The sequence below is a fragment of the Streptomyces sp. ICBB 8177 genome (genome assembly GCF_003144095.1).
In the GTDB taxonomy this organism is placed as follows: domain Bacteria; phylum Actinomycetota; class Actinomycetes; order Streptomycetales; family Streptomycetaceae; genus Streptantibioticus_D.
Genome location: NZ_NSKH01000023.1, coordinates 1,135,505 through 1,159,446 on the forward strand (window position 1 = coordinate 1,135,505; position 23,942 = coordinate 1,159,446).

Below are 23,942 nucleotides of genomic sequence, written 5' to 3' on the forward strand. Positions count from 1 at the left end.
CGAGATGTTCCGCCGCCTGTTCTGGTTCGTCGCCGGCATCTCGACCGGCGTGTGGGCCACCACCAAGGTCAACCGCGCGGTGCGCCGCCTCAGCCCCGACGGCCTCGCGGCTACCGCCGCCGACCGGGCGCTCGAACTCGGCGGCCGGGCACGGCAGTTCGCGATCGACGTGCGCGCCGGAATGACCGAGCGCGAAGCCGAACTCGGCGACGTCCTGGGGATCGACGGCCGGCCCGGTCCGGAGCCCGAACCCCACCGGGCCGTGCAGCCCGTCAACCGTCCGCAGATCACCTACCGGGGCCACGTGCGTTCACGGGTCCACCCGCAGGATCACCAGCAGAAAGAGGGCCACTGATGGAGTCGGCAGAAATCCGCAGGCGCTGGCTGCGCTTCTTCGAGGAGCGCGGGCACACGGTCGTGCCGTCCGCGTCCCTGATCGCGGACGACCCGACGCTGCTGCTGGTCCCCGCGGGCATGGTGCCGTTCAAGCCCTACTTCCTCGGCGAGGTCAAGCCGCCCTTCGCGCGCGCCACGAGCGTGCAGAAGTGCGTGCGCACCCCGGACATCGAAGAGGTCGGCAAGACCACCCGGCACGGCACGTTCTTCCAGATGTGCGGCAACTTCTCGTTCGGCGACTACTTCAAGGAAGGCGCCGTCAAGCTCGCCTGGGAGCTGCTCACCCTGCCCCAGGACCAGGGCGGTTACGGCCTGGAGCCGGAGAAGCTGTGGATCACCGTCTACGAGGACGACGACGAGGCCGAGACCCTCTGGCGTGACGTCGTCGGCGTCCCGGCCGAGCGCATCCAGCGCCTGGGCAAGAAGGACAACTTCTGGTCCATGGGCGTGCCCGGACCCTGCGGCCCCTGCTCGGAGATCAACTACGACCGCGGGCCGGAGTTCGGCGCCGAGGGCGGCCCGGCCGTCAACGACGAGCGCTACGTGGAGATCTGGAACCTGGTCTTCATGCAGTACGAGCGCGGCCCGGGCTTCGGCAAGGACGACTTCGAGATCCTCGGCGACCTGCCCGCCAAGAACATCGACACCGGGCTCGGCCTGGAACGCCTGGCGATGATCCTCCAGGGCGTCCACAACATGTACGAGACCGACACCCTGCGCGTCGTCATCGACAAGGCCACCGAGCTGACCGGTGTCGCCTACGGCGCCGACCGCGACTCCGACGTGTCGCTGCGCGTGATCGCCGACCACCTGCGCACCTCCGTGATGCTCATCGGCGACGGCGTCACCCCGGGCAACGAGGGCCGCGGCTACGTGCTGCGCCGCATCATGCGCCGCGCCATCCGCAACATGCGGCTGCTCGGCTCCACCCAGCCGGTCATCGGCGACCTGGTGGACGTGGTGATCCGGACCATGGGCGAGCAGTACCCGGAGCTGGTCGAGGACCGCAGGCGCATCGAGACCGTCGCGCTCGCCGAGGAGGCCGCCTTCCTCAAGACCCTCAAGGCCGGCACCAACATCCTCGACACCGCCGTCACCGAGACCAAGGCCGCCGGTTCCGCCGTGCTCTCGGGCGACAAGGCGTTCCTGCTCCACGACACCTGGGGCTTCCCCATCGACCTCACCCTGGAGATGGCCTCCGAGCAGGGCCTGTCCGTGGACGAGGAGGGCTTCCGCCGCCTGATGAAGGAGCAGCGGGAGCGCGCCAAGGCCGACGCCAAGGCCAAGAAGCAGGGCCACGCGGACCTGTCCGCCTACCGCGAGGTCGCCGACACCTCCGGCACCACCGTCTTCACCGGCTACACCGAGAACTCCGGCGAGGCCACCGTGGTCGGCCTGCTGGTCGACGGCGTGCCCTCGCCCGCCGCCACCGAGGGCGACGAGGTCGAGGTCGTCCTCGACCGCACCCCGTTCTACGCCGAGGGCGGCGGCCAGCTCGCCGACACCGGCCGCATCCGCACCGACACCGGCGCGGTGGTCGAGGTCCGCGACGTCCAGCAGCCGGTGCCCGGCGTCAGCGTGCACAAGGGCGTCGTCCAGGTCGGCGAGATCGCCCTGGGCTCCGCCGCGCACGCCGCCATCGACCTGGTGCGCCGCCGGGCCATCGCCCGCGCCCACTCCGCCACCCACCTCACCCACCAGGCGCTGCGCGACGCCCTCGGGCCGACCGCCGCGCAGGCCGGCTCCGAGAACTCCCCCGGCCGCTTCCGCTTCGACTTCGGTTCGCCCGCCGCCGTTCCCGGCACGGTGCTGACCGACGTCGAGCAGAAGATCAACGAGGTCCTCGCCCGTGAACTCGACGTCACCGCCGAGGTGATGAGCATGGCCGAGGCCAAGAAGCAGGGCGCCATCGCCGAGTTCGGCGAGAAGTACGGCGAGCGGGTCCGGGTCGTCACCATCGGCGACTTCTCCAAGGAACTGTGCGGCGGCACCCACGTCCACAACACCGCGCAGCTGGGCCTGGTCAAGCTGCTCGGCGAGTCCTCCATCGGCTCCGGCGTGCGCCGCGTGGAGGCCCTGGTCGGCGTGGACGCCTACAAGTTCCTGGCCCGCGAGCACACCCTCGTCTCGCAGCTGACCGACCTGGTCAAGGGCCGCCCGGAGGAGCTGCCCGACAAGATCTCCGGCGTGCTGACCAAGCTGCGCGAGGCCGAGAAGGAGATCGAGCGCTTCCGCGCCGAGAAGGTGCTGGCCGCCGCGGGCGGTCTCGCCGAGGGCGCCGAGGACGTCAAGGGCGTCGCCCTGGTCACCGGCAGCGTCCCCGAGGGCACCGGCGCCGACGACCTGCGCAAGCTCGTCCTGGACGTGCGCGAGCGCGTCGGCGGCGGCCGCCCGGCCGTGGTCGCCCTGTTCACGGTCGCGAACGGCCGCCCGCTCACCGTCATCGCCACCAACGAGGCCGCCCGCAGCCGCGGCGTCAAGGCGGGCGAGCTGGTCCGCACCGCCGCCAAGACCCTCGGTGGTGGTGGCGGCGGCAAGGACGACGTGGCCCAGGGCGGTGGCAGCGACCCGGCCGCCGTCGGCGAGGCCGTCGAGGCCGTGCGCCGCCTCGTGGCCGAGAAGGCCTGACGGGGGCACGGTGCGACGCGGCAGACGGATCGCGGTGGACGTCGGGGACGCCCGCATCGGAGTCGCCAGCTGCGACCCCGACGGGGTGCTGGCCACCCCGGTGGAGACCGTCCCCGGCAAGGACGCCCCGGCGGCCCGTCGCCGCATCGCGGCCATCGTCGCGGAGTACGAACCGATCGAGGTCGTCGTCGGCCTGCCCCGTTCGCTGAACGGTGGCGAGGGCCCGGCGGCGGCCAAGGTCCGTACCTTCGCGGCCGATGTGGCGAAACTCATCCAGCCGGTCCCGGTCCGCTTGGTCGACGAGCGGATGTCCACGGTGACGGCGGCCCAGGGCATGCGCGCCTCGGGCGTGAAGTCCCGGAAGGGCAGGGCGTTCATCGACCAGGCGGCGGCCGTGGTCATCCTCCAGAGCGCCCTGGAAACCGAACGCGTGTCGGGAGATCCCCCCGGCGAGAGCGTCCAGGTGGCCGGCTGATCGCGGTACGGTGACGTTCCGCGCCGGACGACGGGCCACCGCCCGCCCCGACCGGACGCGGACACGTATCGCCCCGCGTACTCAGGAGAGCCATGACCGATTACGGGCAGGGCCACGGTTCGCAGCCGTGGCATCCCGAGCCATGGCACCCCGACGATCCGCTCTACGGCGACCCGGGCTGGGAGCACCAGCAGGACCCCGCCCGGGACGCCTACGGGCAGCAGGGCTACCCGCCCGAGTCGTATCCGCAGCAGCAGTACCAGCCGCAGTACGCGGAGCAGCAGTACCCCCAGCAGCAGTGGGACGGCGGCCAGCAGTACCCGGCGGGGCAGCAGTACCCGGTCCCGCAGCAGTACGCCACTGCCCCGCAGGCCTACGGCTGGGACCAGCAAGTCCCCTACCCGGACGACCAGTACGGGCAGTACGGCACGACCGTCGGCCCGCCCGCCGACCCGTACGGCAACCAGCCGCCGGCCGGGTACTACGACGGCAACGCCGCGTTCGTCCGCCCCGAGCAGCCGCAACAGGTCCCGCAGACGCAGCAGTTCCCGCAGGCCCAGGCGCAGACGCGGACCGCACCGCCGCCCGCCGTGGACACCACGGCCGAGTGGAACCCGTTCGACGAGGGCGCCGACGAGCCGGAGACCCATCCGTTCTTCACCGGCGGCCCGTCGGACACCAAGAAGCGCCGCGACGCCGGTCTCGCCGACGCGCACGACGACTTCGAGGACGACCGGGCCGGTGACGGGGACGACGACGGGCTGCCCCGGCGGGGTAAACGCGGCGAGAAGAAACGTCCCAAGCGGCGCAGCGGCTGCGCCTGCCTGGTCGCCCTGATCGCCATCGGCGGCCTGCTCTCGGGCGGCGGCTACCTCGGATACCGGTACTACGAGGGCCACTTCGCCGCCCCGCCGGACTACGCGGGCCAGGGCAGCGGCAGCGTGCAGGTGCAGATCCCCGACCACGCGACGCTCGCCCAGATGGGCAACATCCTCAAGACCGAGGGCGTGGTGCGCAGTGTGGACGCCTTCACCAAGGCCGCCGCGGCCAATCCGCAGGGCTCCAGCATCCAGGGCGGCATCTACGAACTGCGCAAGCAGATGTCGGCCGCCGCCGCCGTCACCATGATGCTCGACCCCAGCGCCCAGAGCGCCCTGATCATCCCCGAGGGCTGGCGCGCCACCCAGGTCTACGACGCCCTCGACAAGCGGCTCGGGCTCGCCGCGGGCAGCACCGCCACCGCCGCGAAGAACACCGACCTGGGCCTGCCCTCCTACGTCCAGGACGGCAACCCCGAAGGCTTCCTGTACCCGACGCGCTACAGCGTGGGCAAGGGCAGCAAGCCCGGCGACGTCCTCAAGCAGATGGTCCAGCAGGCCGAGTCGCAGTACGCGGCCGACAACCTCCCGGCACAGGCCGCCAAGGTCGGCAAGACCCCGTTCCAGATCATCGTGATCGCGAGTCTCATCCAGGCCGAGGCCCAGCAGCAGGGCGACTTCGGCAAGGTCTCCCGGGTCATCTACAACCGGCTCCAGCAGAACATGGCGCTGGGCTTCGACTCCACGATCAACTACGCCAAGGGCCGCTCGACCCTGAACACCACCGCGGCCGACACCCAGTACCAGTCCCCGTACAACACCTACCTGCACAAGGGACTGCCGCCGGGCCCGATCGACAACCCCGGCCAGGAGGCGATCCAGGCCGCGCTGAACCCGGCACCCGGCGACTGGCTGTACTTCGTGACGGTCAAGCCCGGCGACACCCGGTTCACCGACAGCGCCGCGGTGCAGGCGCAGAACGTCCAGGCATTCAACGAGTACCAGCGGGAGCACGGCGGCTGATGCGCGAACCCCTCGTCACCGGCGCACCGGACCCCGGCGCCGCACCGATCACCCACCGCGCCGCGGTGCTCGGCTCTCCCATCGCGCACTCCCTGTCCCCGGTGCTGCACCGTGCCGCCTACGCGGCGCTCGGACTGACCGGCTGGGAGTACGGACGCCACGAGGTGGACGAGGCGGCGCTGCCCGCGTTCCTCGAACGGATCGCGCAGGAGCAGGCGGCGGGCGGGGCGCGCTGGGCCGGGCTGTCGCTGACCATGCCGCTCAAGCGCGCGGTCATCCCGCTGCTAGACGCGATCGGCACGACCGCCTCCCGGGTGGAGGCCGTCAACACCGTCGTGTTCACCCCGGACGGCCGCCGCACCGGTGAGAACACCGACATCCCCGGCCTGGTCGCCGCCCTGCGCGAACGCGGGGTGGAGCGCGTCGGGACCGCGGCCGTCCTCGGCGCCGGGGCCACCGCCTCCTCCGCGCTCGCCGCGCTGGCCGCGATGGGCGCCGAGCGGGTCACCGCCTACGTGCGCGGCTCCGCCAGGGCCGCCGAGATGCGCGGCTGGGGCGAGCGGCTGGGCGTCCCCGTGGTCACCGCCGACTGGGACGCGGCGGCCGGCGCCCTCACAGAGCCGCTGGTCGTCTCCACGACCCCGGCCGGTGCCACCGACCACCTCGCGGACGCGGTCCCGGCCCGGCCCGGAGCCTTGTTCGACGTGCTCTACGAGCCGTGGCCGACCCCGCTCGCGGCCGCCTGGTCGGCCCGCGCAGGGGTGCTGCTGGGCGGCCTCGACCTGCTCGTGCACCAGGCGGTGCTCCAGGTCGAGCTGATGACCGGCCGGGCGCCCGCGCCGCTGGCCGCGATGCGCGCCGCCGGTGAGGCCGCACTCGCCGCCCGCTGACCTGGGGCTGCCGCGCCCGGCCCGGTCTCGCGTTCCGTCCCGCCGGCTGGACGGATACCCGCCCCGCGGCCCGCACGTGGGAGGATCGGGGCGAGAACTTCCGACGGGCGCAGGAGAGAGGAAGCACCGTTGAGCAGGTTGCGCTGGCTGACGGCGGGGGAGTCGCACGGTCCGGCCCTGGTGGCCACATTGGAGGGGCTGCCCGCCGGTGTGCCGGTCACCACGGACATGGTGGCCGACGCCCTCGCGCGGCGGCGGCTGGGCTACGGTCGCGGCGCGCGGATGAAGTTCGAGCGCGACGAGGTCACCTTCCTCGGCGGCGTGCGGCACGGCCTCAGCCTCGGCAGTCCGATCGCGGTCATGGTCGGCAACACCGAGTGGCCCAAGTGGGAACAGGTGATGGCCGCCGACCCAGTCGACCCCGCGCTGCTCGCCGAACTCGCCCGCAACGCGCCGCTGACCCGCCCCCGGCCCGGTCACGCGGACCTGGCGGGCATGCAGAAGTACGGGTTCGACGAGGCGCGTCCGGTGCTGGAGCGGGCCTCGGCGCGCGAGACCGCGGCCCGGGTGGCGCTCGGCGCGGTCGCCCGGTCGTACCTGAAGGAGACCACCGGCATCGAGATCGTCTCCCACGTGGTCGAACTCGCCGCCGCCAAGGCGCCCTACGGCGTCTACCCCAAGCCCTCCGACGTCGAGAAGCTCGACGCCGACCCGGTGCGCTGCCTGGACGAGGCCGCGAGCGAGGCGATGGTGGCCGAGATCGACCAGGCCCACAAGGACGGCGACACCCTCGGTGGCGTCGTCGAGGTGCTCGCCTACGGCGTGCCGGTGGGCCTCGGCTCCCACGTGCACTGGGACCGCAGGCTCGACGCCCGCCTGGCCGCCGCCCTGATGGGCATCCAGGCCATCAAGGGCGTCGAGGTGGGCGACGGCTTCGAGCTGGCCCGTGTGCCCGGGTCGAAGGCCCACGACGAGATCCTGGCCACCCCCGAGGGCATCCGGCGCTCCTCCGGCCGTTCCGGCGGTACCGAGGGCGGGCTGTCCACCGGCGAACTGCTGCGGGTGCGCGCGGCGATGAAGCCGATCGCCACCGTGCCGCGCGCGCTGGCCACCGTGGACGTCTCCACCGGCGAGCCCGCGCAGGCGCACCACCAGCGCTCCGACGTGTGCGCGGTCCCGGCCGCCGGCATCGTCGCCGAGGCGATGGTCGCGCTGGTGCTGGCCGACGCGGTCGCGGAGAAGTTCGGCGGCGACAGCGTGGCCGAGACCCGCCGCAACGTCACCGGCTACCTCGACAACCTGGCGATCCGATGACCGCCGAGCACCGCGCGGGCCCCCTGGTCGTCCTGGTCGGGCCGCCCGGCGCGGGCAAGACGACGGTGGGCCGGGTGCTGGCCGACCGGCTCGGCCGCACCTTCCGCGACACCGACGCCGACATCGAGGCCGGCACCGGCCGCTCGATCCCGGACATCTTCGTGGAGGACGGGGAGGAGCACTTCCGCGCCCTGGAACGCGAGGCCGTACGCGCCGCCCTCGCCGGCCACGACGGCGTGCTGGCGCTCGGCGGCGGCGCGGTGATGGACGACGGGACCCGGGCGGCGCTCGCCGGGCTCCCGGTGGTCTTCCTCGACGTGGGCCTCGCCGACGCGGTGCGCCGGGTCGGCCTGGACACCCCGCGCCCGCTGCTGGCGGTCAACCCCAGGGCCCGCTGGCGGGAGTTGATGGAGCGGCGCCGCCCGCTGTACACCGAGGTGGCCCGGGCGGTGGTCAGCACGGACGGGCGCCTGGCGGCACAGGTCGCCGACGAGGTCATGGACGTACTGGAGCTGAAGAACGCATGACAGAGCAAGAGCCGCGAGAGCCCGTCCGCATCCGGGTCGGCGGCACCGCGGGCACCGCACCCTACGACGTCCTGATCGGCCGTCAACTCCTCGGTGAGCTGCCCGGGTTGATCGGCCCGGACGCCAAGCGGGTGGCCGTGCTGCACCCCGAGGCGCTGTCCGCCACCGGCGAGGCCATCCGCGAGGACCTGGCGGCGCAGGGCTACGAGGCGATCGCCGTGCAGCTGCCCAACGCCGAGGAGGCCAAGTCCGCCGAGGTCGCCGCGTACTGCTGGAGCGTGCTGGGGCAGACCGGCTTCACCCGCACCGACGTGATCGTCGGCATCGGCGGCGGCGCCACCACCGACCTGGCCGGGTTCGTCGCCGCGACCTGGCTGCGCGGCGTGCGCTGGGTCGCGGTGCCGACCACCGTGCTGGGCATGGTGGACGCGGCCGTGGGCGGCAAGACGGGCATCAACACCGCCGAGGGCAAGAACCTCGTCGGCGCCTTCCACCCCCCGGCCGGCGTGCTGTGCGACCTGGCGAGCCTGGAGTCGCTGCCGGTGCACGACTACGTCAGCGGGCTCGCCGAGGTCATCAAGGCGGGCTTCATCGCCGACCCGGTCATCCTCGACCTCGTCGAGGCCGACCCGCAGGCCGCCCGCACCCCGCGCGGCCCGCACACCGCGGAGCTGATCGAGCGCTCGGTGCGGGTCAAGGCCGACGTGGTCTCGCAGGACCTCAAGGAGTCCGGTCTGCGGGAGATCCTCAACTACGGCCACACCCTCGCGCACGCCATCGAGAAGAACGAGCGCTACAGCTGGCGGCACGGCGCCGCGGTCTCCGTCGGCATGGTCTTCGCCGCCGAACTCGGCCGTCTCGCGGGCCGTCTCGACGACGCGACCGCCGACCGGCACCGCGCGGTGCTGGAGTCGGTCGGTCTGCCGCTGACCTACCGGGGCGACCAGTGGCCCAAGCTGCTGGAGACCATGAAGGTCGACAAGAAGTCCCGGGGCGACCGGCTGCGCTTCATCGTGCTGGCCGGCCTCGGCAAGCCGGTCGTCCTGGAGGCCCCGGACCCGGCGGTGCTGCTCGCCGCGTACGCGGAGGTGGCGAAGTGACGCGCCGCGCCCTGGTGCTCAACGGCCCCAACCTCGGCCGCCTCGGCAGCCGGGAGCCCGAGGTCTACGGGTCGACCTCCTACGCGGGACTGGTCGAGGCGTGCACCGCGCTCGGCAAGGAGCTGGGCTTCGAGGTCGAGGTCAGGGAGACCAACGACGAGGGCACCATGATCGGCTGGCTGCACGAGGCCGCCGACGGACGGATCCCCGTCGTCCTCAACCCGGGCGCGTTCACGCACTACTCGTACGGCATGCGGGACGCCGCCGCCCAGCGCACCGCGCCGCTGATCGAGGTGCACATCTCCAACCCGTACACCCGCGAGGAGTTCCGGCACACCTCCGTGGTCGCCGCCGTGGCCAGCGGGACCGTCGCGGGCTTCGGCATCGGCTCCTACCGCCTGGCGCTGCGTGCGCTGGCCGAGGAGCTGGACGGCTGACGCCCGCCGCACCGTCCCCGGCCGTTCACACAACACCGGCCGGGGACGGTACGGTTCGGTGTCGACGGGCCTTCACCGGCACGTCAGTGACACCGAACGACCGGCGTACGACCGGCAGACGACCGGCGTACGACCGGTAGGGACGGAGCCGAGATGCAGCATGCCGCGGGGGTGCCGCAGTCACCGCCACACGGCACCCCGCAGCCCGCCGCAGCAGGCTGGGCGCCCTCCGCAGGACCGCCGGTTCCCCCGCCGCCCGGGCCGCACCCGCATCCGGGCCACCCCCTCCCTCCGCCGCCCGCCGTGCCGCCGCCCGCCGCCACCGGGCACTTCCCGATGGCGCCCGGCGCACCGGTGCCCGCCCCCGCCCCCGCGGTACCCGTGCCCGCCGCGCCGCCGGCCCCGGTGGCCGTGCTGCTGATCGGTCCCGCCGGGGCGGGCAAGACGACGGTGGCCCGGCACTGGGCCGACCACCGCGGCGCGCCCACCGCTCACATCAGCCTGGACGACGTGCGCGAATGGGTGCGCTCCGGCTTCGCCGACCCGCAGTCGGGGTGGAACGACCACTCCGAGGCGCAGTACCGGCTGGCCCGCCGCACCTGCGGCTTCTCCGCCCGCAACTTCCTGGCCAACGGGATCTCCTGCATCATCGACGACGCCGTCTTCCCCGACCGCCCGGTGGTGGGCCTCGGCGGCTGGAAGCGGCACGTCGGCCCGGGCCTGCTTCCGGTCGTCCTGCTGCCCGGCCTGGAGATCGTCCTCGCCCGCAACGCCGAGCGTTCCGGCAACCGGCGGCTGACCGACGAGGAGGTGGCGCGCATCCACGGCCGCATGGCGGGCTGGTACGGCTCGGGCCTGCCGATCATCGACAACTCCCAGCTCGACGTCGCGGCCACCGCGCAGGCGCTCGACCAGGTCATCGCCCGTACGCTCACCGGCGCCCGCTGACCGCGCCGCCGCCCGCGCCCCCGTCCGCACGGCGCGGTGGCCGGTACGCGACCCGTCCGGACCCGCCCGGAGGTACGTGCCGGGCCGCAGACGTAGGCTCGGCACATGTCCGAGGTGCACGCTTCCCGCCGGACGCGTCTGCGCGAGCGCTGCGCGGCCGCCGGGACCGCCGCCGCGCTGGTCACCCGGCCCGCCAACATCCGCTACCTGGCCGGCTGGGCCCCACCGGGCGCCGTACTGCTGCTCACCCCCCGGCAGGACGTGCTGGTCCACCCGCGCCCCGGCACCGTCGAGCCCGGCGAGGGCACGCCGCCCAGCGACCTGCGCCGGGTCGTGGTGGAGTGCGTGGACGGCGACACGGCGGTGGCCGCCGCCGACCTGGTCGGCGAGCTGGGCGCGGACAGCCTCGCCGTCGAGGAGCACCACCTCACCGTCGCCCGGCACCGCGCGATCTCCTCGGTGACCCGCGGCCTCCGCCTCGCCGACCTCGGCCAGGCGGTGGAGCAGCTTCGGCTGGTCAAGGACGACGACGAGATCGCCTGCCTGCGGATCGCCGCCGAGATCACCGACCAGGCCCTCGGTGAGCTGCTGGAATCCATCCTGGTCGGCCGCACCGAGCGCCACCTCGCCCTGGAGCTGGAGCGCCGCCTCGCCGACCACGGGGCCGACGGCCCGGCGTTCCCCACCTGTGTCGGCACCGGACCGAACTCCGGCGCCGCCCGCCACGTCCCCACCGACCGCAGGGTCGAGGAGGGCGACTTCCTCAGCGTCTGCCTGGGTGCCTGCTACCGCGGCTACCGCTGCGAGGTCGGCCGCACCTTCGTCATCGGCACCGCCCCCGCCGCCTGGCAGATCGAGCTGTACGACGTGGTCTTCGAGGCGCAGCGGGCCGGCCGGGAGGCGCTGGCCCCCGGGGTGGCCTGCCGCGACGTGGACCGGGCGGCCCGGCAGGTGCTGGAGCGGGCGGGGCACGCGGAGGCGGCCCAGGCGTGCACCGGACACGGTGTGGGTCTGGAAATCGGTGAGGACCCGCGCCTGACCCCGTCGGCCATGGGTAAACTGGACGCTTGTGTGCCGGTCACCGTCGAGCCGGGGGTCCACTTCCCGGGCCGGGGCGGAGTCAGGATCGACGACACACTCGTCGTGCGTCCCTCGGCGGACGGCGGGCCCGAGCTACTCACCATCACGACCAAGGAACTGCTCGCGCTGTGAGCGGCGGACGCCGTACGCGGTAGCGTGTCTCCTTCGGTCCGATGCAGCACTTTCTCAGGAGATTCCGCAACCGTGGCATCCACGAACGACCTCAAGAACGGCATGGTGCTCAAGCTCGACGGTGACCAGCTGTGGTCCGTCGTCGAGTTCCAGCACGTCAAGCCCGGCAAGGGCCCGGCCTTCGTCCGTACGAAGCTCAAGAACGTGCTCTCCGGGAAGGTCGTCGACAAGACCTTCAACGCGGGCGTGAAGGTCGAGACGGCCACCGTCGACAAGCGCGGCATGCAGTTCTCGTACATGGACGGCGAGTACTTCGTCTTCATGGACATGGACACCTACGACCAGATCCACGTCGACCGCAAGTCCGTCGGCGACGCGGCCAACTTCCTGCTGGAGGGCTTCGAGGCCGTCGTGGCGACGCACGAGGGCTCGGTCCTCTACGTCGAGCTGCCGGCCGCCGTCGAGCTGACGATCCAGCACACCGAGCCGGGCCTGCAGGGCGACCGCTCCACCGGCGGCAGCAAGCCCGCCACCCTGGAGACCGGCTACGAGATCCAGGTCCCGCTGTTCATCACCACCGGTGAGAAGATCAAGGTCGACACCCGCACGGGTGACTACCTCGGCCGGGTGAACAGCTAACCGTGGCCGCTCGCACCAAGGCCCGCAAGCGCGCCTTCCAGATCCTCTTCGAGGCGGATCAGCGGGGCGCCAAGCCGGTGACCGTCATGGCGGACTGGATCCGGCTCGGGCGGACCGACGACCGGCAGCCGCCGGTGACCGAGTACACGATGCGGCTGGTCGAGGGCTACGAGGCCAACGCCGCCCGGGTCGACGAGCTGATCTCCACCTACGCGGTCGGCTGGACCCTTGACCGGATGCCGGTCGTGGACCGCAACGTGCTGCGGCTGGGCGCCTACGAGCTGGTCTGGGAGGACGAGATCCCGGACGCCGTCGTGCTCGACGAGGCCGTGCAGCTCGTCAAGGAGTTCTCCACCGACGAGTCGCCGGCCTTCGTCAACGGCCTGCTGGCCCGCCTGAAGGAGCTCAAGCCCACCCTGGCCCGTCCGGACCGCCGGGACGGCGCTCAGACGCCGGAAGGCGCCTGAGAGGCCTCCAGGACCGCGCGGACGCGGCCGGGTGCACGCCACCCGGCCGCGTTCTGCTGTTCCGGGCCTTCCGCGGCTGTGGGGACGACGAAGGGGTGGGTCCCGGAGCACACTGCTCCGGGACCCACCCCTTCCGGCGTCATATGCCCGTGCGCCGCCTGAGCTGGGACGTTTCTGCGCCGCAGCGTCGAAGGCCCGCCAGGTCCGCGCGGATCAGACCTCGTCGTGCTGGACCGCGCGGCGCGCGTCGGCGTCCAGGACGCCCCAGCCGATGAGCTGCTCGGTGAGGACCGAGGGCGACTGGTCGTAGATCACGGCGAGGGTGCGCAGGTCGTCCTGGCGGATCGACAGCACCTTGCCGTTGTAGTCGCCGCGCTGGCTCTGGATCGTCGCCGCGTAGCGCTGCAACGGCCCGGCCTTCTCCGACGGCACCTGGGAGAGCCGCTCAAGGTCGAGGACGAGCTTCGGCGGCGGCTCGGCGGCGCCACCGGGCGCGGTACCGGGCAGCAGCTCCTGCACGGGGACACCGTAGAAGTCCGCCAGCTCGGCGAGCCGCTGCACGGTCACCGCGCGGTCGCCACGCTCGTAACTGCCGACGACGACCGCCTTCCAGCGGCCCTGGGACTTCTCCTCGACACCGTGGAGGGAGAGACCCTGCTGCGTGCGGATGGCCCGGAGTTTGGCTCCGAGCTGTTTGGCGTAATCGCTGGACATAAGGCTCCCCGGATGGACACGTGGTAACTCACTGTGAGGTTACGCAGCGTAATTTGGCTTCGTCAAGCCGAACGGGTCACGCAAGGCCCCCGGCGGCCGCGCCGGCCGGGCCTGGTACGGTGGAACGCGTAACCCAGACGTCCTTTAAGGCCCGTCCCGTGAGGCGGGGAAGGAGGTCACCGACCCATGGTCGAAGACCGTAACGTTTCGGCGCGCCCCGTCCTGGAGGCGCCGGACATCGCGCGGGTCCTCACCCGCATCGCCCACGAGATCGTCGAACGCGCCAAGGGCGCCGACGACGTGGTGCTCCTCGGCATCCCCACCCGCGGCGTCTTCCTCGCCCGCAGGCTCGCCGACAAGCTGGCCGGCATCACCGGCCGCCAGACCCCGGTCGGCTCGCTCGACATCACCATGTACCGCGACGACCTGCGCCTGAAGCCCGCCCGCGCGCTGGAGCGCACCGAGATCCCCGGCGACGGGATCGACGGCCGGCTGGTGGTCCTCGTGGACGACGTGCTCTTCTCCGGCCGTACCATCCGCGCCGCGCTCGACGCCCTGGGCGACATCGGCCGCCCTCGCGCGGTCCAGCTGGCCGTGCTGGTCGACCGCGGCCACCGCGAACTGCCCATCCGCGCCGACTACGTCGGCAAGAACCTCCCCACCTCGCTGCGCGAGACCGTCAAGGTCCAACTGGCCGAGAACGACGGCCGGGACGCCGTGCTGCTCGGCGCACGGGACGAATAGGGCCCGTCTGCCCGCGAGCGAGCGTCACCCCCGCACGCCCGCGTCCAGCCGCCCTGCCACCGCTTCGTACCCATCCGGAGTCATATCTGATGAAGCGTCACCTCATCTCGGCCGCCGACCTCACCCGCGACGACGCCCTGCTGGTCCTCGACACCGCCGAGGAGATGGCCCGGGTCGCCGACCGGCCGATCAAGAAACTCCCCACCCTGCGCGGCCGCACGGTCGTCAACCTCTTCTTCGAGGACTCGACCCGCACCCGCATCTCCTTCGAGGCCGCCGCCAAGCGGCTGTCCGCTGACGTGATCAACTTCTCCGCCAAGGGCTCCTCGGTCTCCAAGGGCGAGTCCCTGAAGGACACCGCGCTCACCCTGGAGGCGATGGGCGCCGACGCGGTCGTCATCCGCCACCACGCCTCCGGCGCCCCGCACCGGCTCGCCACCTCCGGCTGGATCGGCGGCTCGGTGGTCAACGCGGGCGACGGCACCCACGAACACCCCACCCAGGCCCTGCTGGACGCCTTCACCATGCGCCGCCACCTGGCCGGCGCCCCCGACGGCGGCCCGACCTTCCACCGCGGCCCCGGCGACGGCACCGGACGCGACCTCGAAGGCCGCCGCATCACCGTCGTCGGCGACGTGCTGCACAGCCGCGTCGCCCGCTCCAACGTCGCGCTGCTGAACACCCTGGGCGCCCACGTCACCCTCGTCGCGCCGCCCACCCTGCTGCCGATCGGCGTCGAGTCCTGGCCCTGCGAGGTGAGTTACGACCTCGACGCGGTGCTCGCCAAGTCCGACGCCGTGATGATGCTGCGGGTGCAGAGCGAGCGGATGAACGCCGCCTTCTTCCCCACCGAGCGCGAGTACGCCCGCCGCTACGGCCTGGACGGCACCCGGATGGCCGCCCTGCCCGAGCACGCCATCGTGATGCACCCCGGCCCGATGAACCGCGGCATGGAGATCACCGCCGAGGTCGCCGACTCCGGCCGCTGCACCGTGGTCGAGCAGGTGGCCAACGGCGTCAGCGTCCGCATGGCCGTGCTCTACCTGCTGCTGGGCGGCAACGAGCCCGCCGTCGCCACCGCCACCCCCCGCACCGAGGAGACCAAGCAAGCATGAGTACCACCCTGATCCGCGGCGCGAAGCTCCTCGGCGGTGAGCCGACGGACGTCCTGATCGACGGGGAGACGGTCGCCGCCGTCGGCGCCGGCCTGACCGCCCCCGCGGGCGCGGCCGTCGTCGAGGCCGAGGGCCTGGTCGCGCTGCCGGGCCTGGTCGACCTCCACACCCACCTGCGCGAGCCGGGCCGCGAGGACTCCGAGACCGTGCTGACCGGCACCCGCGCCGCCGCCGTCGGCGGCTACACCGCCGTGCACGCCATGGCCAACACCTTCCCGGTCGCCGACACCGCCGGCGTCGTCGAGCAGGTCTGGCGGCTCGGCCGCGAGTCCGGTTACTGCGACGTGCAGCCGGTCGGCGCCGTCACCGTCGGCCTGGAGGGCGCCAAGCTCGCCGAACTGGGCGCCATGGCCGACTCCGCCGCCGCCGTCCGGGTCTTCTCCGACGACGGCAAGTGCGTGGACGACGCGGTCATCATGCGCCGCGCCCTGGAGTACGTGAAGGCGTTCGACGGCGTCGTCGCCCAGCACGCCCAGGAGCCCCGGCTGACCGAGGGCGCCCAGATGAACGAGGGCGCGGTCTCCGGCGAGCTGGGCCTGCGCGGCTGGCCCGCGGTCGCCGAGGAGTCGATCATCGCCCGCGACGTGCTGCTCGCCGCGCACGTCGGCTCCCGCGTCCACATCTGCCACCTGTCGACCGCCGGTTCCGTGGAGATCGTGCGCTGGGCCAAGTCCAAGGGCTGGGACGTCACCGCCGAGGTCACCCCGCACCACCTGCTGCTCACCGACGAGCTGGTGCGCACCTACAACCCGGTCTACAAGGTCAACCCGCCGCTGCGCACCGAGGCCGACGTGATGGCGCTGCGCGAGGCGCTGGCCGACGGCACCATCGACTGCGTCGCCACCGACCACGCCCCGCACCCGCACGAGGACAAGGACTGCGAGTGGGGCGCCGCCGCCATGGGCATGGTGGGCCTGGAGACCGCGCTGTCCGTGGTGCAGCACACCATGGTCGACACCGGCCTGCTGGACTGGGCGGGCGTGGCCGACCGCATGTCGCTGCGCCCGGCCGCGATCGGCCGCCTCGCCGGTCACGGCCGTCCCGTCGCGGTGGGCGAGCCCGCCAACCTGACGCTGGTCGATCCGGCATACCGTGGTGTGGTGAACCCCGCCGGCTTCGCCTCCCGCAGCCGCAACACCCCGTACGAGGGTCTCGAGCTGCCGGGCCGGGTGACCGCCACCTTCCTGCGGGGCAAGGCGACGGTCATGGACGGGAAGCTCACGTGAACGCAACCACACTGCTGCTGGCCGAGGCGAAGCACTCGGCGAGGATCACCGACCTGAGCGGACGGCTGGAGTGGCTCGCCGTCTTCGTCGTGCTGATCGCGCTCGTCTACTGGCTGATGTGGCGGGCCTGGCGCAAGCGCGCCGCCCGCCAGTCCGACCTGCCCGAGCTGCCCGCGATCCCGGCCGACCCGGGCACGCCCCTCGCCCACCCGTCTCCCACCGCCGCCCTCAACGGAGGCGGCGAGCCGCCTCGGCTGATCATGTCCGGCCGCTACCACGCCAGCACCACCGCCGGTGACTGGCTGGACCGGATCGCCGCCCGGGGCCTGGGGACCCGCAGCCTGGTCGACCTGACCCTGACCGAGCAGGGCGTGGTGGTACGCCGTCCGGCCGCCACCGACTTCTTCATCCCGGCCGCCGCACTGCGCGGCGCCCGCCTCGACAAGGGCATCGCGGGCAAGGTGGTCCCCGAGGGCGGCCTGCTGGTCATCACCTGGAGCCACGGCGACCGCGTGATCGACTCCGGCTTCCGCTCCGAGCACCCCGCCGAGCACCCCGCGTGGGTCGAGGCCGTCAACAACCTGAACACCACGAGGGAAGGCGCACGATGACCACCTCCACCAGGGGGGACCGCACCCCCGCCGTACTCGTCCTGGAGGACGGCCGCACCTTCCGCGGCCGTGCCTACGGGGCAGTGGGGGAGACCTTCGGCGAGGCGGTGTTCTCCACCGGCATGACCGGCTACCAGGAGACCCTGACCGACCCCTCCTACCACCGCCAGGTCGTCGTGATGACCGCGCCGCACGTCGGCAACACCGGCGTCAACGACGAGGACCCGGAGTCCAAGCGCATCTGGGTCTCCGGCTACGTGGTCCGCGACCCCGCCCGGGTGCCGTCCAACTGGCGCTCGGTGCGCACCCTCGACCAGGAGCTGGCCGCCCAGGGCGTCGTCGGCATCCAGGGCGTGGACACCCGCGCCCTCACCCGCCACCTGCGCGAGCGCGGCGCCATGCGCGTCGGGATCTTCTCCGGCGACGCGGTCGCCGACGGATCGGCCCTGCTGGAGCGGGTCCGCCAGGCGCCCGGGATGACCGGCGCCGACCTGTCGCGGGAGGTCGCCACCACCGAGGCGTACGTCGTACCGGCGATCGGCGAGAAGAAGTACACCGTGGCCGCACTCGACCTCGGCATCAAGGGCATGACCCCGCACCGCATGGCCGAGCGCGGCATCGAGGTGCACGTCCTGCCCGCGACCGCTACCGCCGAGGACGTCTACGCCGTCGCCCCGGACGGCGTCTTCCTCTCCAACGGCCCCGGCGACCCGGCCACCGCCGACCTGACCGTCGTCCAGGCGGTGCTGGAGCGCGGCACCCCGCTGTTCGGCATCTGCTTCGGCAACCAGTTGCTGGGCCGCGCCCTGGGCTTCGGCACGTACAAGCTCAAGTACGGCCACCGCGGCATCAACCAGCCGGTGCAGGACCGCACCACCGGCAAGGTCGAGGTCACCGCCCACAACCACGGCTTCGCCGTCGACGCCCCGCTCGACCGGGTCAGCGACACGCCCTACGGCCGCGCCGAGGTCTCCCACGTCTGCCTCAACGACGACGTGGTCGAGGGCCTGCGGCTGCTCGACAAGCCGGCGTTCAGCGTCCAGTACCACCCCGAGGCGGCGGCGGGCCCGCATGACGCGGCCTACCTCTTCGACCGCTTCGTGACCCTGATGGAGGGCCAGCGTGCCTAAGCGCACCGACATCCAGTCCGTTCTGGTCATCGGGTCCGGCCCGATCGTCATCGGCCAGGCGGCCGAGTTCGACTACTCCGGCACCCAGGCCTGCCGGGTGCTCAAGGCCGAGGGCCTGCGGGTGATCCTGGTCAACTCCAACCCGGCCACGATCATGACCGATCCGGAGATCGCCGACGCCACCTACGTCGAGCCGATCACCCCGGAGTTCGTCGAGAAGATCATCGCCAAGGAGCGCCCGGACGCCCTGCTGCCGACCCTCGGCGGCCAGACCGCGCTCAACACCGCGATCGCCCTGCACGAGTCCGGCGTCCTGGAGAACTACGGTGTCGAGCTGATCGGCGCCCGGCCCGAGGCCATCCACAAGGGCGAGGACCGCGACCAGTTCAAGACCGTCGTCGAGGCGGTCAACGCCAAGATCGGCCACGGCGAGTCGGCCCGTTCCGTCATCTGCCACTCCATGGAGGACGTCCTCGCGGGCGTCGAGACCCTCGGCGGCTACCCGGTCGTGGTGCGCCCGTCGTTCACCATGGGCGGCGCGGGCTCCGGCTTCGCCCATGACGAGGAGGAACTGCGCCGCATCGCGGGCCAGGGCCTGACGCTGTCGCCGACCACCGAGGTGCTCCTGGAGGAGTCCATCCTCGGCTGGAAGGAGTACGAGCTGGAGCTGATGCGCGACAAGCACGACAACGTCGTGGTCGTCTGCTCCATCGAGAACTTCGACCCGATGGGCGTGCACACCGGCGACTCCATCACCGTCGCCCCGGCGATGACGCTGACCGACCGCGAGTACCAGATCCTGCGCGACATCGGCATCGCCGTCATCCGCGAGGTCGGCGTGGACACCGGCGGCTGCAACATCCAGTTCGCCGTCAACCCCGCCGACGGCCGGGTCATCGTCATCGAGATGAACCCGCGCGTCTCGCGTTCCTCGGCGCTGGCGTCCAAGGCCACCGGCTTCCCGATCGCCAAGATCGCCGCCCGCCTCGCCGTCGGCTACACGCTGGACGAGATCCCCAACGACATCACCGAGCAGACTCCGGCCTCCTTCGAGCCGACGCTCGACTACGTGGTCGTGAAGGTGCCGCGGTTCGCCTTCGAGAAGTTCCCGGCCGCCGATTCCTCCCTGACCACCACCATGAAGTCGGTGGGCGAGGCGATGGCCATCGGCCGCAACTTCACCGAAGCGCTCAACAAGGCGCTGCGCTCGCTGGAGAAGAAGGGCTCGCAGTTCGCCTTCACCGGCGCGCCCGGCGACAAGGGCGCCCTGCTGGAGGCCGCCCGGGTGCCCACCGACGGCCGGATCAACACGGTCATGCAGGCGATCCGCGCGGGCGCGACGCCGCAGGAGGTCTTCGAGGCCACCGCCATCGACCCGTGGTTCGTCGACCAGCTCTTCCTGATCAAGGAGATCGCCGACGAGCTGGCCGCCGCCCCCGAGCTGGACCCCGAACTGCTCGCCGAGGCCAAGCGGCACGGCTTCTCCGACGCGCAGATCGCCGGGATCCGCGGGCTTCGCGAGGACGTGGTGCGCGAGGTGCGGCACGCGCTGGGCGTCCGTCCGGTCTACAAGACGGTCGACACCTGCGCCGCCGAGTTCGCCGCCCGCACCCCGTACTTCTACTCGTCCTACGACGAGGAGTCCGAGGTCGCGCCGCGCACCAGGCCCGCCGTGATCATCCTCGGCTCCGGGCCCAACCGCATCGGCCAGGGCATCGAGTTCGACTACTCCTGCGTGCACGCCTCCTTCGCGCTGTCGGACGCGGGCTACGAGACCGTCATGGTCAACTGCAACCCGGAGACCGTCTCCACCGACTACGACACCTCCGACCGGCTCTACTTCGAGCCGCTCACCCTGGAGGACGTGCTGGAGATCGTGCACGCCGAGACGCAGGCGGGCCCGGTCGCGGGCGTCGTCGTCCAGCTCGGCGGCCAGACCCCGCTGGGCCTGGCGCAGGCCCTGAAGGACAACGGCGTGCCCGTCGTCGGCACCTCGCCCGAGGCGATCCACCTCGCCGAGGACCGCGGTGCCTTCGGCCGGGTGCTCGCCGAGGCCGGCCTGCCCGCGCCCAAGCACGGCACCGCCACGACCTTCGGCGAGGCGAAGGAGATCGCCGACGAGATCGGCTATCCGGTGCTGGTGCGCCCCTCCTACGTGCTGGGCGGACGCGGCATGGAGATCGTCTACGACGAGACCCGCCTCGCGTCCTACATCGCGGAGTCCACCGAGATCAGCGCGGACCGCCCGGTGCTGGTCGACCGCTTCCTCGACGACGCGATCGAGATCGACGTGGACGCGCTCTACGACGGCACCGAGCTGTACCTCGGCGGCGTGATGGAGCACATCGAGGAAGCGGGCATCCACTCCGGCGACTCCGCCTGCGCCCTGCCCCCGATGACGCTCGGCGGCTACGACGTCAAGCGGCTGCGCGCCTCGACGGAGGCCATCGCCAAGGGCGTCGGGGTCCGCGGGCTGATCAACATCCAGTTCGCGCTGGCCGGCGACATCCTCTACGTGCTGGAGGCCAACCCGCGCGCCTCGCGCACCGTGCCGTTCACCTCCAAGGCGACCGCGGTGCCGCTGGCCAAGGCCGCCGCCCGCATCTCGCTGGGCGCCACCGTCGCCGAACTGCGCGCCGAGGGCCTGCTGCCCGCGAACGGCGACGGCGGCACGCTGCCGCTGGACGCGCCGATCTCGGTCAAGGAGGCCGTGCTGCCCTGGAGCCGCTTCCGGGACGCCTCCGGGCGCGGGGTGGACACCATCCTCGGCCCGGAGATGCGCTCCACCGGCGAGGTCATGGGCATCGACTCGGTCTTCGGCACCGCCTACGCCAAGTCGCAGGCCGCCGCCTACGGCGCGCTGCCGACCAAGGGCCGGGCGTTCGTCTCGGTCGCCAACCGGGACAAGCGGGCGATGATCTTCCCGGCCCGGGCGCTGGCCGCCCACGGCTTCGAGCTGCTGGCCACCTCCGGCACGGCCGAGGTGCTCAGGCGCAACGGTATCGAGGCCACCGTGGTCCGCAAGCAGAGCGAGGGCCCCGGTCCGAGCGGCGAGCCGACCATCGTCCAGCTCATCCACGACGGCCGGGTCGACCTGATCGTCAACACTCCCTACGGCACCGGCGGCCGGCTCGACGGCTACGACATCCGTACCGCCGCCGTCGCCCGCGGCGTACCGTGCCTGACCACCGTCCAGGCACTCGCCGCCGCGGTCCAGGGCATCGACGCGCTGGGCCGGGGCGACATCGGCGTCAGGTCGCTCCAGGAACACGCCGAGCACCTGATCGCGGCCCGGGAGGCGTGACGCGAGGCGAGGGGGACACCGAGGCGGTGTCCCCCTCCGCTTGAGCCCGGCGGCCCGCCGCCCCGCGCCGCCGCCCGGCTCACCCCCCGCCCGTCCCGCCCCTTGCCGCACGCTGCCGTGGAGAGTCCCTTATGTACCGATTGTTCTTCCGTCTGATCTTCCGCCGCATGGATCCCGAACGCGCCCACCACATGGCGTTCCGGTGGATCCGGCTGGCCGCCCGCGTCCCCGTCCTGCGCACCTTCGCCGCCGCCGTCCTCGCGCCGCGCGACGTCCGCCTGCGCACCGAGGCGTTCGGACTGCGCATGCACGGCCCGTTCGGGCTCGCGGCCGGGTTCGACAAGAACGCGGCGGCCATCGACGGCATGGCGATGCTCGGCTTCGACCACGTCGAGGTCGGCACCGTCACCGCGCACCCCCAGCCCGGCAACCCGCGCAAGCGCCTCTTCCGCCTGGTCGCCGACCGTGCCCTGATCAACCGCATGGGCTTCAACAACGACGGCTCGGCCGCCGTCGCCGCGCGCCTGGCAGGACGCCGGGCGGCCTTCAGGACCGTCGTCGGCGTCAACATCGGCAAGACCAAGGTCGTCCCCGAGGCGGAGGCGGTGGGCGACTACGTGACCTCGACCGAGCGACTGGCCCCCCACGCCGACTACCTGGTCGTCAACGTCAGTTCCCCGAACACCCCCGGCCTGCGCAACCTCCAGGCCGTCGACCACCTGCGCCCGCTGCTGACCGCGGTGCGCGAGGCAGCCGACCTCGCCGTCACCACCCGCCGCGTACCGTTGCTGGTCAAGATCGCGCCGGACCTCGCCGACGAGGACGTCGACGCGGTCGCCGACCTCGCCGTCGAACTCGGCCTCGACGGCATCATCGCCACCAACACCACCATCGCCCGCGAAGGCCTGGGCCTGACCAGCGACCCCGCCCTCGTCGCGCAGGCCGGCGGCCTGTCCGGCGCCCCCCTCAAGGCCCGCTCCCTCGACGTCCTGCGGCGGCTGTACGCCAGGGTCGGCGACCGCGTCACCCTGGTCGGCGTCGGCGGCGTCACCACCGCCGACGACGCCTGGGAGCGCATCCTCGCCGGCGCCACCCTGGTCCAGGGCTACAGCGCCTTCGTCTACGAGGGTCCCTTCTGGTGCCGCGCGGTCCACCGGGGCCTCGCCGAGCGCCTCGCCGCCAGCCCGTACGCCACCCTCGCCGACGCCGTCGGCGCCGACGTCCGCAAGGAGAACGCATCGTGACGAGGACAAGCTTCGGCGCCCGGCTGCGCCACGCCATGGACACCCGCGGACCGCTGTGCGTCGGCATCGACCCGCACGTCTCCCTGCTGTCCGCCTGGGGCCTGGACGACACGCCCGACGGCCTGGAGCGCTTCTCGCTGACCGTCGTGGAGGCGCTGGCCGGACGGGTCGCGGTGCTCAAGCCGCAGTCCGCGTTCTACGAGCGGTTCGGCTCGCGCGGCATCGCCGTGCTGGAGCGCACGGTCGCCGAGGCCCGCGAGGCGGGCGCCCTGGTGCTGATGGACGCCAAGCGCGGCGACATCGGCTCCACCATGGCCGCGTACGCCGCGACCTACCTGGACCCGGCGAGCCCGCTGTTCAGCGACGCGGTCACCGTCAGCCCCTACCTCGGCTACGGGTCGCTGCGCCCGGCCGTCGAGGCGGCCCGGGAGTCCGGCTGCGGGATCTTCGCGCTGGCGCTCACCTCCAACCCGGAGGGCGCCGAGGTCCAGCACGCCCTGCGCCCCGACGGCACCACGGTCGCCGGCGCCGTCCTGGACCACCTGCGCGACGAGAACGCGGGGGAGCGGCCCATGGGCTCGTTCGGGGCGGTGGTCGGCGCGACGCTGGGCGGCACGATCGCCGCGGCGGGTATCGACCTCGACACCGGCGGCCCGCTGCTCGCCCCCGGCATCGGGGCCCAGGGCGCGACCCCGGCCGACCTGCCGGTGGTCTTCGGTGCCGCGCTGCGCAACGTGCTGCCGAGCGTCAGCCGCGACGTCCTGCGCCACGGCCCGGACGTCACCGCGCTGACCGCCGCGGCGGCCCGGATCGCGCAGGACGTCCGGGCGGTCGTCGAGGCCTGACCGGCCGCCACTGCGTCGCTTATGTCCGAAAAGCGGCATCGGATCGTCAGGGAATCGAGTCTGACCAGGACTTTT

At 72.7% G+C, this 23,942-nt stretch carries 22 protein-coding genes; 21 read left to right on the top strand and 1 reads right to left on the bottom strand.

The window, feature by feature from the left end; translation table 11 throughout:
- Nucleotides 1-4: 4 nt before the first annotated feature.
- The 13 genes from CK485_RS25450 (at nt 5) to nusB (ending at nt 12,874) form a co-directional block, all read left to right on the top strand.
- On the top strand, nt 5-355 hold the full coding sequence (locus CK485_RS25450) for a DUF6167 family protein (RefSeq protein ID WP_109454152.1): 351 nt from the start codon (nt 5-7) through the stop codon (nt 353-355).
- Nucleotides 355-3,024, top strand: a complete 2,670-nt coding sequence (gene alaS / locus CK485_RS25455; protein ID WP_109454153.1) for an alanine--tRNA ligase — start codon at nt 355-357, stop codon at nt 3,022-3,024. The genes CK485_RS25450 and alaS overlap by 1 nt, the downstream gene beginning before the upstream one ends.
- Nucleotides 3,025-3,034: 10 nt before the next feature.
- Entirely contained in the window at nt 3,035-3,499 is a 465-nt protein-coding gene (gene ruvX / locus CK485_RS25460) for a Holliday junction resolvase RuvX (RefSeq protein ID WP_109454154.1), read from the top strand.
- 92 nt (nt 3,500-3,591) lie between these two features.
- Nucleotides 3,592-5,340, top strand: coding sequence for an endolytic transglycosylase MltG (gene mltG, locus CK485_RS25465; protein ID WP_109454155.1), 1,749 nt, complete (start codon nt 3,592-3,594; stop codon nt 5,338-5,340).
- Complete coding sequence (locus CK485_RS25470; RefSeq protein ID WP_109454156.1) at nt 5,340-6,230, top strand: shikimate dehydrogenase; 891 nt, start codon at nt 5,340-5,342, stop codon at nt 6,228-6,230. Before mltG ends, CK485_RS25470 begins: the two co-directional genes overlap by 1 nt.
- Before the next feature lie 129 nt (nt 6,231-6,359).
- Nucleotides 6,360-7,544 (top strand): chorismate synthase, encoded by a 1,185-nt coding sequence (gene aroC / locus CK485_RS25475; protein ID WP_109454157.1) that lies wholly within the window; start codon nt 6,360-6,362, stop codon nt 7,542-7,544.
- Nucleotides 7,541-8,071 (top strand): shikimate kinase, encoded by a 531-nt coding sequence (locus CK485_RS25480; protein ID WP_109454158.1) that lies wholly within the window; start codon nt 7,541-7,543, stop codon nt 8,069-8,071. The genes aroC and CK485_RS25480 overlap by 4 nt, the downstream gene beginning before the upstream one ends.
- The gene (aroB, locus tag CK485_RS25485; protein ID WP_109454159.1) at nt 8,068-9,171 is read left to right on the top strand and encodes a 3-dehydroquinate synthase; all 1,104 of its coding nucleotides are present in this window, start codon (nt 8,068-8,070) and stop codon (nt 9,169-9,171) included. Before CK485_RS25480 ends, aroB begins: the two co-directional genes overlap by 4 nt.
- Nucleotides 9,168-9,608 carry a type II 3-dehydroquinate dehydratase gene (locus CK485_RS25490; protein WP_109454160.1) on the top strand — a complete coding sequence of 147 codons (441 nt, stop codon included), beginning with the start codon at nt 9,168-9,170 and terminating at the stop codon, nt 9,606-9,608. The genes aroB and CK485_RS25490 overlap by 4 nt, the downstream gene beginning before the upstream one ends.
- 153 nt (nt 9,609-9,761) lie before the next feature.
- Nucleotides 9,762-10,556, top strand: a complete 795-nt coding sequence (locus CK485_RS25495; protein WP_109454161.1) for an AAA family ATPase — start codon at nt 9,762-9,764, stop codon at nt 10,554-10,556.
- A gap of 105 nt (nt 10,557-10,661) precedes the next feature.
- Nucleotides 10,662-11,768 carry an aminopeptidase P family protein gene (locus tag CK485_RS25500; protein ID WP_109454162.1) on the top strand — a complete coding sequence of 369 codons (1,107 nt, stop codon included), beginning with the start codon at nt 10,662-10,664 and terminating at the stop codon, nt 11,766-11,768.
- A 72-nt stretch (nt 11,769-11,840) separates the two neighbouring features.
- On the top strand, nt 11,841-12,407 hold the full coding sequence (gene efp / locus CK485_RS25505; protein ID WP_109454163.1) for an elongation factor P: 567 nt from the start codon (nt 11,841-11,843) through the stop codon (nt 12,405-12,407).
- Between the two features lie 2 nt (nt 12,408-12,409).
- Entirely contained in the window at nt 12,410-12,874 is a 465-nt protein-coding gene (gene nusB / locus CK485_RS25510) for a transcription antitermination factor NusB (RefSeq protein ID WP_109454164.1), read from the top strand.
- A 213-nt stretch (nt 12,875-13,087) separates the two neighbouring features.
- On the opposite strand, the gene bldD is transcribed toward nusB, so the two are convergent.
- Nucleotides 13,088-13,588: a transcriptional regulator BldD gene (bldD, locus tag CK485_RS25515; RefSeq protein WP_109454165.1), complete on the bottom strand. Its 501-nt coding sequence runs from the start codon at nt 13,586-13,588 to the stop codon at nt 13,088-13,090.
- A gap of 186 nt (nt 13,589-13,774) precedes the next feature.
- On the opposite strand from bldD, the gene pyrR reads away from it, so the two are divergent.
- The 8 genes from pyrR to pyrF all read left to right on the top strand — a co-directional run bounded on the left by pyrR (nt 13,775) and on the right by pyrF (nt 23,867).
- The gene (gene pyrR, locus CK485_RS25520) at nt 13,775-14,332 is read left to right on the top strand and encodes a bifunctional pyr operon transcriptional regulator/uracil phosphoribosyltransferase PyrR (RefSeq protein ID WP_109454166.1); all 558 of its coding nucleotides are present in this window, start codon (nt 13,775-13,777) and stop codon (nt 14,330-14,332) included.
- Nucleotides 14,333-14,421: 89 nt separating this feature from the next.
- Entirely contained in the window at nt 14,422-15,447 is a 1,026-nt protein-coding gene (locus CK485_RS25525; protein ID WP_109454167.1) for an aspartate carbamoyltransferase catalytic subunit, read from the top strand.
- The gene (locus CK485_RS25530; RefSeq protein ID WP_109454168.1) at nt 15,444-16,733 is read left to right on the top strand and encodes a dihydroorotase; all 1,290 of its coding nucleotides are present in this window, start codon (nt 15,444-15,446) and stop codon (nt 16,731-16,733) included. Before CK485_RS25525 ends, CK485_RS25530 begins: the two co-directional genes overlap by 4 nt.
- On the top strand, nt 16,730-17,344 hold the full coding sequence (locus CK485_RS25535) for a hypothetical protein (protein ID WP_109454169.1): 615 nt from the start codon (nt 16,730-16,732) through the stop codon (nt 17,342-17,344). The genes CK485_RS25530 and CK485_RS25535 overlap by 4 nt, the downstream gene beginning before the upstream one ends.
- Entirely contained in the window at nt 17,341-18,474 is a 1,134-nt protein-coding gene (gene carA / locus CK485_RS25540) for a glutamine-hydrolyzing carbamoyl-phosphate synthase small subunit (protein WP_109454170.1), read from the top strand. Before CK485_RS25535 ends, carA begins: the two co-directional genes overlap by 4 nt.
- The gene (gene carB, locus CK485_RS25545; protein ID WP_109454171.1) at nt 18,467-21,778 is read left to right on the top strand and encodes a carbamoyl-phosphate synthase large subunit; all 3,312 of its coding nucleotides are present in this window, start codon (nt 18,467-18,469) and stop codon (nt 21,776-21,778) included. The genes carA and carB overlap by 8 nt, the downstream gene beginning before the upstream one ends.
- A 131-nt stretch (nt 21,779-21,909) precedes the next feature.
- Nucleotides 21,910-23,022 (top strand): quinone-dependent dihydroorotate dehydrogenase, encoded by a 1,113-nt coding sequence (locus CK485_RS25550; RefSeq protein WP_109454172.1) that lies wholly within the window; start codon nt 21,910-21,912, stop codon nt 23,020-23,022.
- Nucleotides 23,019-23,867, top strand: coding sequence for an orotidine-5'-phosphate decarboxylase (pyrF, locus tag CK485_RS25555; protein WP_109454173.1), 849 nt, complete (start codon nt 23,019-23,021; stop codon nt 23,865-23,867). The genes CK485_RS25550 and pyrF overlap by 4 nt, the downstream gene beginning before the upstream one ends.
- Nucleotides 23,868-23,942 lie beyond the last annotated feature (75 nt).

Coding starts and splice junctions, on each gene's coding strand:
- CK485_RS25480 (WP_109454158.1), top strand. CDS start 7,541: ATGACCGCCGAGCACCGCGCGGGCCCCCTGGTCGTCCTGGTCGGGCCG.
- alaS (WP_109454153.1), top strand. CDS start 355: ATGGAGTCGGCAGAAATCCGCAGGCGCTGGCTGCGCTTCTTCGAGGAG.
- carA (WP_109454170.1), top strand. CDS start 17,341: ATGACCACCTCCACCAGGGGGGACCGCACCCCCGCCGTACTCGTCCTG.
- CK485_RS25500 (WP_109454162.1), top strand. CDS start 10,662: ATGTCCGAGGTGCACGCTTCCCGCCGGACGCGTCTGCGCGAGCGCTGC.
- CK485_RS25470 (WP_109454156.1), top strand. CDS start 5,340: ATGCGCGAACCCCTCGTCACCGGCGCACCGGACCCCGGCGCCGCACCG.
- bldD (WP_109454165.1), bottom strand. CDS start 13,588: ATGTCCAGCGATTACGCCAAACAGCTCGGAGCCAAACTCCGGGCCATC.
- CK485_RS25550 (WP_109454172.1), top strand. CDS start 21,910: ATGTACCGATTGTTCTTCCGTCTGATCTTCCGCCGCATGGATCCCGAA.
- mltG (WP_109454155.1), top strand. CDS start 3,592: ATGACCGATTACGGGCAGGGCCACGGTTCGCAGCCGTGGCATCCCGAG.
- CK485_RS25530 (WP_109454168.1), top strand. CDS start 15,444: ATGAGTACCACCCTGATCCGCGGCGCGAAGCTCCTCGGCGGTGAGCCG.
- CK485_RS25525 (WP_109454167.1), top strand. CDS start 14,422: ATGAAGCGTCACCTCATCTCGGCCGCCGACCTCACCCGCGACGACGCC.
- pyrR (WP_109454166.1), top strand. CDS start 13,775: ATGGTCGAAGACCGTAACGTTTCGGCGCGCCCCGTCCTGGAGGCGCCG.
- aroB (WP_109454159.1), top strand. CDS start 8,068: ATGACAGAGCAAGAGCCGCGAGAGCCCGTCCGCATCCGGGTCGGCGGC.
- CK485_RS25495 (WP_109454161.1), top strand. CDS start 9,762: ATGCAGCATGCCGCGGGGGTGCCGCAGTCACCGCCACACGGCACCCCG.
- CK485_RS25450 (WP_109454152.1), top strand. CDS start 5: ATGTTCCGCCGCCTGTTCTGGTTCGTCGCCGGCATCTCGACCGGCGTG.